A 7,380-nucleotide genomic window follows, 5' to 3' on the forward strand; every position below is an offset into this window, starting at 1 on the left:
TTACTGCTGCTCGAACGACTTTACACACATGACATTGAGCAAAGAAGTGCCTTTCAGTTGGGTGACTTTACCGCTAGTAAAAAGCCCCGTTTTCTCGGCTCCCCAATAGGGTAAATGCATTGGCCATTTAGCTTGCTGCATCACTTTCGAATCAATCAAGTCTTGCCATTCATCTCGGGTCGCTAAACGCATCCCTAAGCGATAACAGGTTTTATACGCACCTTGGTAGTCTAAACGATTCCATGCTAAGTCGTGCTCCATATAGAACTGCTCACCATCAGCGATGCTATAAGGCACGTTGTACTTAAGATTGGCCACGTTTGCGGTAAGGCGAATCATCATCTCATCCATAGGTTTGGTCATTTTAGGTGGCTTAACAATAGCTGGTGCCTTTTCTGCTGGCACAGCAAGCACGGTCGTGGCTTGTTTTTTAGGCTTAGGTTTGGCGATCGGTTTGTTCGCAGGTCGCACTGATTGGCGCGGCGCACCTTTGACGGCCTCACGGATAAACGCTTGCTTGTACTCTGGTTGTGTTTTTACTTTGGCTAACTCTTGCTGAGCAAGAGAGAAATCTGTGTATGGACCAATCAAGCAACGATAAGCCTTGTCTTCAGGTTTCGCCCATACATCGGTCGAAATGTGTTTATAGAGCGGTTTCGCTTTAGTCAATGGCAAAGGCTTGCTAAACACACCACATTGAATCCAAAACGTTGACAGCGACCCTGTTGGTTTCGCTTTGCCCCACAACCCTTTTCCTACTGGACAAGCACCATCAAGCACTGGCAGTTGATCCGTGGCGGCTTGTGTGGCGTCACACAAAAATTCGTCAGCCAATGTTGGCATTGACCAGACAGGGCAAGTCAGTGCTGCCAACAGCATCCATTGCAATTGTTTCGGCTTTAATGCCATATTGATACCTTTACTCTTTTAACTCGATCCGTATTGGTCCACTCACGCGGCTCACTATCGCGTCACGATTTGCGTTATACGGCTTTGCTATTATCAATGCAGAAAAGACAATGCAAAAAAAGAGCCGCAATCAATAACGGCTCTGAGTGTAATGACATTTCTATAGTCAAATCTTAGGTTTGGATCACCCTTTGTACAGTTTGGGGTTAAATACATCACGTAACCAGTCACCCAACAGGTTGATGACCAAAACGAGCGTAATCAAAACCACACCTGGGAAGGCCGTAATCCACCATGCACCAGAGAAAATGTAGTTAAAACCAATACTAATCAGTGCACCAAGCGAAGGTTGGTCAACCGGCAAACCTAAACCTAGGAAAGAAAGTGCCGCCTCTGACATGATGGCATTTGCCACCTGCACCGTTGAAATGACCAAGATCGGTGACAGACAGTTCGGTAAAATATGACGGAACATAATGCGCGGCGCTTTAAATCCCATTACTCGCGCGGCTTCAACATACTCTTTCTTCTTCTCTGCCAATACCGACGCTCGAATGGTACGGGCGTACTGCGGCCACTCAGCCACACCAATAATGACCACCAACATCACTACCGCATACTGGCTGTAAAAGTCACTGCCAAAGCTGGCTTTAAAAATTGCCGAAACAATGATCGCGACCATCATGGTTGAGAACGACAACTGAACATCAGCAAAACGCATCAAGAAGTTATCAATTCGGCCACCAAAATAACCAGCCGATAAACCAATAATAATGCCGAGAATCAATTGCAACCCAACGGCTAAGAAACCGATCGTCAATGACAAGCGCGAACCATACAAAATGGTCGACAAAATATCTCGCCCTTGCTCATCAGTGCCGAGCAAAAAGCCCTCTTCGCCCCCCTCCATCCACGATGGGGGCAGTTCTGAATCCATGATGTCAATCGTGCTGAGATCATAAGGATCCATTGGTGAAATTATCGGCGCTGTTAATGCTAACACCAAAAACATCATAAACACGCTAAAGCTCGCCATGGCAACTTTGTCGCGCTTAAAGTAATAAAGGAAATCGGACTGTTTAAAACGCTCCCAGCGTGAAGGAGCAGCGATTGCTTGACTCATGATTATGCTCCTTTTCCAGTGAGATTTACGGTCGGGTTAATGATGCCGTATAGCAAGTCAACGATGGTATTGGTTACCACGAAAATCAGGCCAACGAAAATAACGTAAGCAGTGATAAGCGGTGTATCGACACGATTGATGGCTTCAAGGAAAAGGAAGCCCGTACCTGGCCACTGGAATACCGTTTCAGTCAAAATGGTATATGCCACCATAGTACCGATCTGAACACCTCCGACCGTCAATACCGGCAGCATGGTGTTTTTGAGCGCATGCTGATAATGGATTTTGTTTAACGCCAGGCCTTTTGCCTTACCAAACTTAATATACTCAGAACTGAGTACCTCTAACATTTCAGATCGTACCAAACGGATAAACAACGGCAACATGATCGAAGCCAGTGCCACACATGGCAAAATAAGGTGCGCTAAACCATCAAGAGTAAAATAACCGGATTCCCAGCCGAGGATGTTGGCGGTCTCCCCACGCCCATAAGATGGCAACCAACCCAACTCTATAGAAAAGACATACATCAACATGATCGCTGTCAGAAAGACAGGAATAGAAATGCCGACACTGCTCGCCGCCATGACAACTTTAGTGAATATTTTGTTTGGATGAATAGCAGAATAGACCCCAAGAGGTATTGATAAGCCAATAATAATTAAAGATGCACCGAACACTAACTCTAAGGTGGCAACTAACTTATCAAGAATCACTTCAACCGCAGGACGTTTGAAGAAATATGAGGTGCCAAGATCACCTTGCAATGCATTGCCAACAAAACGTGTGTATTTTTTGATGAAGGGATCATTTAGGCCTAATTCGTCACGCAAAGCTTGTCGCTCTGCTTCAGAAACCGACTGACCAACAAGCTCACGCAATGGATCACCCAGGTTATCCTGAATGGCAAATGCGACTAAACTGATCACAAACATCACTATCAGTGCCTGAAACAGGCGCTTGACCAGAAACGAAAACATTCCTTGCCCCTTTACTTCCTTTCGATAAAATTCAGTCTGCAAAACCGAATTGTATCCGGTTGCGAGTTTCGATCTTAAAAATGACACTCAACCCGACTGAAATAAAGTTAAGCACCAAAGATTAAGCGGGCATCCGCACCTTGCGGATGCCCGAGCGTTGTCGGAGTCAGTGCCGTTATTTAACGACAAGGTCACCAAAATAAGGGAAATTCATGCCGTTAATGATAGGGCCAATTTCCACATTGTCTTTGGCAGCCCATGAAGGATCTTGCCAATGCAGTGGGACAAAGGCCGCTTCATTATAAAGAATTTCTTCCACTTTCTTTAACGCCACACTTCGCTTGCCTAGATCAGTCATCTTGTTGGTTTGTTCAATCAACGCATCGACCTCTGCATTTGAGTAATAACCACAATTGTACTGACCTTTGCCCGTTTCTGCGTTGCGCGTCATAGCGAGAAACTCAGTAAAGTTGCCTGAGTCTTCTGTATCAGGGTGCCAGCCGATCATCAACATGTCGGCCGCACATTTATCGAATTCAGGCCAGTATTGCGCTTTAGGCATGGTTTTCAGGTCAACTTTAATACCAATTTTCGATAACATTGCGGCGGTTGCTTGAGCAATTTTATCATCGTTTACGTAACGATTATTTGGCGCCATCATGGATAAAGAAAAGCCTTTCTCATAACCGGCTTCTTTCATCAATTGTTTGGCCTTTTTGAGATCATAACGAGGTTGAAGCTCTGGGTTGTGACCAACGAAGCCCACCGGACTTTGTTGTCCCGCAGCCGTTGCAGAACCCTTCATCACTTTTTTAGCAATCCCTTCATTATTAATTGCGTAAACGATCGCCTGACGAACACGCACATCCTTTAATGCTGGATGGCTATTTTGGTTCAGTTGGAAAGTAATCACACGCGTACCTGGCATGGTATACAGATCGACGCCATTAGCTTTATCAATGCGTTGGTAATCATTGGGAGAAACAGGGGCAATCATATCCACGCCACCTGACAACAATGCCGCAACTCGCGTAGCATCTTCTTTAATGGGCACTAATGTCAATGTGTCTACATTCCCTGCTGAGTCGCTATCCCAATAGTCATTGAATCGTTCAAACGTGACCTTCACACCCTGCTCTCGTTGGGTAATGATAAACGGCCCGGTACCTGAAACATTGGTTGAAGCGTATGAGTTGCCATGTTTAACAATTTCGCTTTTGTCTTTTCCCTCTTGCGTTTTACCGGAATAAAACTGACTGTCCATTGGGAACAGATAGGTCATGACATTTTCAACCAACGGGTATACCCCATCTGTTTTTACTTCAATTTTGTAATCGCTCACCTTAGTAATAGAGGCAATGGGCCCAAAGATACCTTTAAAATCGGCAGAGCTTTTAAGACGTTCAAACGTCCAAACTACATCATCTGCTGTCAGCATGTTTCCGGAATGAAACTTTACACCTTGACGAATATTGAAATGCATCGTTTCGTCATCAATACGCAGCCAAGATTCTGCTAGGCGGGGTTCGAATTTCATGTCTTGAGTGAAACGCACTAGAGGGTCAAATACCATGTGCGATACTTGCAGTGTACCGCCAGACAGCTGCTCGTGTGGATCAAGTGACACTGGATCAGCATCATAAGCGACGGTGATATCTGCTGCTACTGCACTAAAACTTAGGCCAGCTGCCATTAAAGCCACTGCTAGTTTGCTTTTCATGGTTTTCATTGCATAACTCCTTATGCGGGATTCATCCCTAGTTGTTGTGTTTGCTTCTGTTTATTGACCCAAAAGTTTGGGTAAGATCGACGACTTACGCCGTTTCTACATCTTCTCTTAAGCCAGTAAATTCCGGCATTAAAGAAATCAGTTGTTTGCTGTATTCATGCTGAGGCGTCTTAAACAGCTGTTCGGTTGGAGCGACCTCTAATAAGGTCCCCATTTGCATCACACCAACGCGATCACACATTTGGCGAATCACAGGTAAATCGTGACTAATAAACAGCATGGTTAGATTAAGCTCATCTTGTAAATCTTTGAGCAGGTTAAGTATTTGAGCTTGTACTGACACATCAAGTGCTGAGGTCGGCTCATCACAAATCAGCAAACGAGGACGTGTTGCCAGCGCGCGTGCAATCGAAATACGCTGGCGCTGACCGCCCGAGAACTCATGGGGATATTTAAGCCCTGCCATACGCCCTAGACCAACGTGATCCAGCAGATCATTAACGATCTGACGCGTCTCAGTTTCATTCTTGGTTAGCTTATGAAATCGAATTGGCTCTGCGATGATATCCAGTACCTTCATGCGCGGATTCATCGATGTATAAGGGTTTTGGAACACCATCTGCATCTGACGACGCATTGGACGACGTTCTTTTTCTGATTTCAGTGCGGTAAGGTCGATACCTTCAAAGGTCACTCGCCCTGAATTCGGCGTGTAAAGACCAGCAATGACACGAGCAATGGTTGACTTACCAGAACCTGACTCACCCACCAGACCAAAGGTTTCACCTTCAAATACTTCAAAACTCACATCGTTCGAGGCCTGAACGTACTCGCGACGACTTTCGAACAGAGAATCTTTGGTCACAAAACGTAGATTGACGTTTTCGACATTGAGCAAAGGACCACTGTATACGCGCTCATCTTGACTCTGCCCTAACCAGTGGTTTTTCACATCAAGAGGCTTCATTTCTGTCGCTTCTTCGATATAGCTCACCAGAGGGAAACGATCGAGTTTCATGTCTGAACGAGGAACCGCAGAAATCAAACTACGGGTATAAGTATGATCAGGGTCACCCAATACTTTAGCGGTGGGGCCAAACTCCACCAGATCACCACGGTACATTACTGCAACGCGATCGGTCACATTCGATACCACGCCCATATCGTGGGTAACGAGCATACAACCGACATTATTCTTGATACACAATTCACGAATCAAACTCAGGATCTGATCTTGAATCGACACATCGAGCGCGGTCGTTGGTTCATCAGCAATGATAAGATCTGGCTCACCGGCTAATGCAATCGCGATAACCACACGCTGACGCATACCACCAGAAAATTGATGCGGATACTGCTTAAGACGGTTTTCTGGCTGGGGAATGCCCACTTGCTGCATCAATGACAGCGCACGCTGGTACGCTTCTTCATCCGATACCTTCATATTGGCGTGGATGGTCTCTTTCAACTGCTGCTCTACGGTGAACAGAGGATTTAGAGAGGTCATTGGATCTTGGAAGATAAATCCAATTTTAGAGCCGCGTACTTTACGCATTTGCTCTGGGCTCAAACCAGAAATAAGCTCACCATCAAGGTAGACATCGCCAGTAGCGATACGTCCCGGAGGGCTAAGTAGATCGATGACTGCGTTGCCGACGGTCGATTTACCAGCGCCAGATTCGCCAACCACACCAACGATTTCACCGCGTTCAATATTAAATGATAGCGATTTGACTGCGGCATGCACCCCATGACGCGAAGGGTATTCAATGCGAAGGTTTTTTACTTGTAAAAGTGACATTAACCAGACCTCTACTGCTTTGGCAGCTTTCTGCCCTGTCTGAAAACTGAATCCATTCAAGCCAGAAAAATCGTGTTCCGGCAATTTATAAGGTCATCAATTTGGCAAATAATTCACACAAAAGCAACAAATATAGGATAAAAAGTCGAAATCGCATAAAAACCAAGTACTATAGCCAAATAAATATGCAACCCAGCCAGATCATCACTTGGTCGCATCTGTGGTGCAAGTAATTTAAAACTTTGATAAAAAAAGAGTTTTGGTTATTAAACACTGCTTTAAGTTATAAGTAACCCTTACTGACAAAAAGAATAAAAATTCACTTAAAACACAACAAGTGGCTTTAACAAAAAAAACACATAAGACCATTAAAGATGACTTATTAAGACAATGATTCGATATTGATCACATATACACCAAACTATATTCTAAATAAATGTCCTATCTATAGCTTTATCAACCTAAGAAATTTTGTAGTCAAAGATTGTACTAGCGCCAAATTCATGCAAAAAGGTCAAACAACGGCACTCACTTTCAATAAATAGCCAATATCAACCCAAAGATCAGTCACTTCACTAGGGGAATAAAGACATAAACACAGTGATAAAGGTGGATATTTCTAGACTTGAAGTGGAAGTGACAAAAACGGCAACCTTATTGTTGCTGCTGTTTAACGTTGAGCAGTGGGTGGGGAACTCGGCTAGGCTTTCTGACCCCGAACCTCAGAGTCGAGTCGCCAGTCGCTAAACGGAAAAAGGCTCTGCATTTCTGCAGAGCCTTTTCAAATATGGTCGGTGAAGAGGGATTCGAACCCCCGACCCTCTGGTCCCAAACCAGA

General features: G+C 44.8%; 6 protein-coding genes. 1 reads left to right on the forward strand and 5 read right to left on the reverse strand.

Features of this window, described 5'->3' with window-relative positions; translation table 11 throughout:
- The 5 genes from CDZ87_RS14975 to CDZ87_RS14995 all read right to left on the reverse strand — a co-directional run bounded on the left by CDZ87_RS14975 (window position 1) and on the right by CDZ87_RS14995 (window position 6,542).
- The gene (locus tag CDZ87_RS14975; protein WP_100754256.1) at window positions 1-909 is read right to left on the reverse strand and encodes an SPOR domain-containing protein; all 909 of its coding nucleotides are present in this window, start codon (window positions 907-909) and stop codon (window positions 1-3) included.
- A gap of 184 nt (window positions 910-1,093) precedes the next feature.
- The gene (locus CDZ87_RS14980; RefSeq protein ID WP_100754257.1) at window positions 1,094-2,032 is read right to left on the reverse strand and encodes an ABC transporter permease; all 939 of its coding nucleotides are present in this window, start codon (window positions 2,030-2,032) and stop codon (window positions 1,094-1,096) included.
- A 2-nt stretch (window positions 2,033-2,034) separates the two neighbouring features.
- Window positions 2,035-3,012: an ABC transporter permease gene (locus tag CDZ87_RS14985; RefSeq protein WP_100754258.1), complete on the reverse strand. Its 978-nt coding sequence runs from the start codon at window positions 3,010-3,012 to the stop codon at window positions 2,035-2,037.
- 175 nt (window positions 3,013-3,187) lie between these two features.
- The gene (locus tag CDZ87_RS14990; RefSeq protein WP_100754259.1) at window positions 3,188-4,741 is read right to left on the reverse strand and encodes an ABC transporter substrate-binding protein; all 1,554 of its coding nucleotides are present in this window, start codon (window positions 4,739-4,741) and stop codon (window positions 3,188-3,190) included.
- Window positions 4,742-4,826: 85 nt separating this feature from the next.
- The gene (locus CDZ87_RS14995) at window positions 4,827-6,542 is read right to left on the reverse strand and encodes a dipeptide ABC transporter ATP-binding protein (protein ID WP_100754260.1); all 1,716 of its coding nucleotides are present in this window, start codon (window positions 6,540-6,542) and stop codon (window positions 4,827-4,829) included.
- Between the two features lie 609 nt (window positions 6,543-7,151).
- On the opposite strand from CDZ87_RS14995, the gene CDZ87_RS17050 reads away from it, so the two are divergent.
- The gene (locus CDZ87_RS17050) at window positions 7,152-7,289 is read left to right on the forward strand and encodes a hypothetical protein (RefSeq protein ID WP_157806478.1); all 138 of its coding nucleotides are present in this window, start codon (window positions 7,152-7,154) and stop codon (window positions 7,287-7,289) included.
- Window positions 7,290-7,380: the final 91 nt, after the last annotated feature.

This window comes from Vibrio salilacus, from assembly GCF_002811245.1.
In the GTDB taxonomy this organism is placed as follows: Bacteria; Pseudomonadota; Gammaproteobacteria; order Enterobacterales; family Vibrionaceae; genus Vibrio; species Vibrio salilacus.

What these genes read in the sequence shown, in the direction of transcription:
- CDZ87_RS14995 (WP_100754260.1), bottom strand. Translation starts at nt 6,542, where the DNA reads ATGTCACTTTTACAAGTAAAAAACCTTCGCATTGAATACCCTTCGCGT.
- CDZ87_RS14985 (WP_100754258.1), bottom strand. Translation starts at nt 3,012, where the DNA reads ATGTTTTCGTTTCTGGTCAAGCGCCTGTTTCAGGCACTGATAGTGATG.
- CDZ87_RS14990 (WP_100754259.1), bottom strand. Translation starts at nt 4,741, where the DNA reads ATGAAAACCATGAAAAGCAAACTAGCAGTGGCTTTAATGGCAGCTGGC.
- CDZ87_RS14980 (WP_100754257.1), bottom strand. Translation starts at nt 2,032, where the DNA reads ATGAGTCAAGCAATCGCTGCTCCTTCACGCTGGGAGCGTTTTAAACAG.
- CDZ87_RS14975 (WP_100754256.1), bottom strand. Translation starts at nt 909, where the DNA reads ATGGCATTAAAGCCGAAACAATTGCAATGGATGCTGTTGGCAGCACTG.